Origin of the sequence: Phaeovulum sp., from assembly GCF_041596715.1 — a bacterium.
Lineage (GTDB): Bacteria > Pseudomonadota > Alphaproteobacteria > Rhodobacterales > Rhodobacteraceae > UBA6213.
Genome location: NZ_JBFHIA010000268.1, coordinates 1 through 3,774 on the forward strand (window position 1 = coordinate 1; position 3,774 = coordinate 3,774).

Below are 3,774 nucleotides of genomic sequence, written 5' to 3' on the forward strand. Positions count from 1 at the left end.
CGAGTTTCGGGTGCATTACGCGGGGTTTTTTGACCCCGGTTTCGGCCACGGTGCCGCGGGTGGGGCAGGTTCGCGCGGCGTGCTAGAGGTGCGCTGCCACGAAGCGCCCTTCGTGCTTGAACACCGCCAAGTGGTGGGGCGCCTGGTCTATGAACGCATGGCCGAAGCGCCCGAACGGCTTTACGGCGCGGGCATAGCCTCTAACTATCAGGGCCAAGGCCTGAAGCTCGCCAAGAACTTCCGCGCAGGCTGACGCACGGGGCCTTTAAGCGGCGCGCAGAACGGGGCAGCAGCCTCGCCTCGACTTATGCTTACTTGCCCAGCCGCCGACCAAGGCGCACCGCCTGACGCGCACGCTTTGCGGCTTGGCGCGCGGCGCGGGCCTGGGCGCGCTCGTCCTCGGTCATTTCGGCTTCGGGCTTGCCGCGCCGGGCGGCTACATCGACGCCCTTGTTGATGCCAAGGTTGATCAGGCGACGCCCGAACAGGCGCATCACCGTGTTCAATATCTGGTCAATCGCCATCATCTTCCTCCTCGAACATGTCGCTCTGGTCTTCGTCGTCATCGCCTTGGTTGGGTTCGGCCTCTTGCGGATCGGGCGCGGGGCTGGATTCGAGCAGACCCGCCGCGCGCAGCTCTTGCAGGCCCGGCAGATCGCGCGGGCTTTCAAGGCCGAAATGGTCTAGAAATCCTTGCGTGACCACAAAGGTCACAGGCCGCCCCGGCGTCATCCGCCGCCGCCCCAAACGCACCCAGTCAAGTTCCAGCAACTGCTCCAACGTGCCACGGCTTGCCGCAACGCCGCGGATTTCCTCGATCTCGGCGCGAGTGACGGGCTGGTGATAAGCGATGATCGCCAGCGTCTCGATTGCGGCGCGGCTAAGTTTGCGCGTCTCGATGGTTTCGCGCTGCATGAGAAAGCCAAGATCGGGCGCGGTGCGAAAAGCCCAAGCCCCCGCCACCTGCACCAAGACAACGCCGCGCCCCTCGTAGCGCCGCCGCAAAAGCTCCATCGCCGCGGCAGCATCGCAGCCCTCAGGCATACGCGCCTGCATCGCGGCCAGCGCCAGTGGCTCTGCCGAGGCAAACAGCATCGCCTCCAGCATACGTTCCTGTTCGGCCAGCGGCGGTGCGGCGAAAAGCGAGGGGGAAGCGGTCATGACTTGCGCCTGATCGAAAGGGGGGCAAAGGTTTCGGATTGGCGCAACTCGCACTGGCCGGTCCGGGCAAGTTCCAACGCGGCGGCGAATGTCGCGGCTGTTGCCGAGCGGCGACGGGCTGCATCGCCAGACCAGCCATCGGGCAGAAAGCTCGCCAGATCGGTCCACTCACCGGCAAAGCCGATCATGCCGCGCAACCGGTCAAGCGCCTGCTCCATGGTCCAAATATCCTGACGGTTGAAGGCAAAGGGGCGAAACTCGTCGCGCGTGCGGATGCGCGCGTAGGCCTGCATCAGATCAAGCAGCGTCGCGGTATACTGCACGCGGCGCAAAAGCGCGGGGGCCTCTACCTCGCCACGCGCAAAGAAATCCTGCCCCAGCCGCGCGCGCGCCATCAGCCGCGCCGCCGCTTCGCGCATTGCCGCCAGCCGCTGTAGCTGAAATGCCAGATGCGCCGCCATATCCTCGGCGCTCGGTCCGGCATCGGTGGGATCGGGGGGCAGCAACAAGCGAGACTTGAGAAAGGCAAGCCACGCCGCCATCACCAGATAATCCGCCGCAAGTTCAAGCCGCAGCGCCTTGGCCTGATCGACAAAGGCCAGATATTGCTCGGCCAGCGCCAGCACCGAGATCCGCCGCAGATCGACCCGCTGGCTGCGCGACAGCGCCAGCAAAAGATCGAGCGGCCCTTCAAAGCCATCGACATCGACAATCAGCGCCTCGGCCGCAAGCCTGTCGGCAACGCTGGTAGGGTCTGGCTCAAGATTGGCATCATGCATCGGGCGGGCCTTGCAACAATGCCTCAAGTTCGGCCGCAAGCGCGCGGCTGTCAATGGCATCAGGGGGCATGCGGCGTGCAAGTGCGGCCGATGCGCGCGCGCTTGCCTCGGGCAATAGCGCCCCCGCGGCGGCAACCACCTCGACCATTTCGGGCAATTTGCCGTTGCAATGCAGCACGGCATCGCAACCCGCCGCAATTGCCGCCCCCGCACGCGCGCCAAGCGTGCCGGAAAGCGCCTGCATCGAGATATCGTCGCTAAGCAACATTCCCTGAAAGCCGATGTCTGCACGGATCAGCCCGATGATCTTGGGCGAAAGCGTGGCAGGCGCGGTATCGAGCGCGGCGTAGCGTATATGCGCGCTCATTGCCAGCGGCAGGTCGGCAAGGGCGCGAAAGGGTGCAAAATCTTCGGCCGAAAGCGTCTCGGCATCCACTGCCACTTCCGGCAGCGCCAGATGGCTGTCGGCCTCGGCGCGGCCATGGCCGGGCAGATGCTTGATGACCGGCAATACCCCCCCCGCCAAAAGCCCCTCGGCAGCGGCGCGGGCATTGGCCGCCACCTCGCGCGCCGTCCCACCCATGCAGCGGGACCGCAGGAACGGATGCGTGCGCGGCCCCGCGATATCGGCGGTGGGCGCGCAGTTCACATCAATCCCCAAAGCCGCAAGTTCCGCCGCGATCAGCCGATAGCGCAGCCAGAAACTGCGCGGCGCATTTGCCCCCGCGCGCACCGCCTGTTCCAGCGGATCAAGCCACGCGCGCCAATGCGGCGGGCGCAGGCGCACCACGCGCCCCCCTTCCTGATCGATCAGAACCGGGGCCATCCGCCCGACCGAAGCACGCAAGTCCCCCACCAGCCGCGCAAGTTGCCACGGGTCTTCGACATTGCGGGTGAAAAGAATGAAACCCCATGGGTCGGCGTCACGAAATAATGCGGCCTCATCCGCCCCAAGCCGCGGCCCGGCGCAGCCAAGAATGGCGGCGGATTGCATCAGAATACCTGCGCGGGAACGCAGTTGGTTTGCTCGGCATCAAGGGCAGCGCAGAACTGGCGCGCCTCGTCGGCATCGGCAAAGCCTGCAACGCGCAGCCGGTAAAACACCCGCCCGCCGCTGGCGGCTTCTTGTATCACGCGCTGCTTGCCCGCCATCAACGCCTCGAACCGCGCCGCGACCTTATCCCATTCGCTGCGCGCCTGCTCGGGCGTCGGAAAGGCACCAAGCTGCACCAGCCGCATGCCAGCCACCAAGGCCTCGGGCGCAAGGTCGAGCACCACTGGCGCGATGCTTGCCCGCGCCGGGCGCGCCAACGGGCGCGGAGAGCGCACCACACCGGGCACCGACGTGGGGACCAGATCGGCGCGCACGCTGGCTGCAACGGCGCTGCCTTGCGGAACTGGCACGGCGTAGGCCACCGGGGTCAGCGCCGCTTCATAGGCCATCGCTTCCGCCAGCGCGAGCGTCAGCGCATCGGTCTCGCTGCCAAGCGCCTCGGGCTCGGCATGGGCCTGCGCGGTCGGGGCCGCGGCCAGATCGAAATGCGGTTCGGGGAAAGGCGCTGCGGTGGCAGGTGTCGCGGTAGGCAAGACAGGCTCGGCGGGCAGATCGACCTCTGGCAGCGGTGCCAGCGCCGCCATCGGCGCATCCCCCGCATCAAGCTCGATCGGGCGCGGGGCGAGCCGCACCGTATCCGGTGCCGCAGGCGCAGTGCCCCCTGCGGCCACCGCGGTGACCGACAGGCCGATATGGCGCGCAAGCTCGCCCCCCGGATCAGCCGGTGCAATCCGCGCCGGGCCATCAAGTGCGCGCAAGACCGGCACACCGGCCACATCG

At 67.1% G+C, this 3,774-nt stretch carries 5 protein-coding genes and 1 pseudogene; 1 reads left to right on the top strand and 5 read right to left on the bottom strand.

Going from position 1 to position 3,774, the window contains the following annotated elements; translation table 11 throughout:
- Window positions 1-253, top strand: a pseudogene (locus tag ABY403_RS14335) (2'-deoxycytidine 5'-triphosphate deaminase); the annotation flags it as partial.
- Window positions 254-311: 58 nt separating this feature from the next.
- Here ABY403_RS14335 and ABY403_RS14340 read toward each other — a convergent pair.
- The 5 genes from ABY403_RS14340 to ABY403_RS14360 all read right to left on the bottom strand — a co-directional run.
- Window positions 312-524, bottom strand: coding sequence for a hypothetical protein (locus ABY403_RS14340; RefSeq protein WP_372841503.1), 213 nt, complete (start codon window positions 522-524; stop codon window positions 312-314).
- Window positions 514-1,161, bottom strand: a complete 648-nt coding sequence (gene scpB, locus ABY403_RS14345) for an SMC-Scp complex subunit ScpB (RefSeq protein WP_372841504.1) — start codon at window positions 1,159-1,161, stop codon at window positions 514-516. The genes ABY403_RS14340 and scpB overlap by 11 nt, the downstream gene beginning before the upstream one ends.
- The gene (locus tag ABY403_RS14350) at window positions 1,158-1,940 is read right to left on the bottom strand and encodes a ScpA family protein (RefSeq protein WP_372841505.1); all 783 of its coding nucleotides are present in this window, start codon (window positions 1,938-1,940) and stop codon (window positions 1,158-1,160) included. The genes scpB and ABY403_RS14350 overlap by 4 nt, the downstream gene beginning before the upstream one ends.
- The gene (locus ABY403_RS14355) at window positions 1,933-2,934 is read right to left on the bottom strand and encodes a glycoside hydrolase family 3 N-terminal domain-containing protein (protein ID WP_372841506.1); all 1,002 of its coding nucleotides are present in this window, start codon (window positions 2,932-2,934) and stop codon (window positions 1,933-1,935) included. Before ABY403_RS14355 ends, ABY403_RS14350 begins: the two co-directional genes overlap by 8 nt.
- Window positions 2,934-3,774, bottom strand: an 841-nt coding sequence (locus tag ABY403_RS14360) for an SPOR domain-containing protein (protein WP_372841507.1), incomplete at its 5' end; no start/stop codon positions are given. The genes ABY403_RS14360 and ABY403_RS14355, both read right to left, overlap by 1 nt.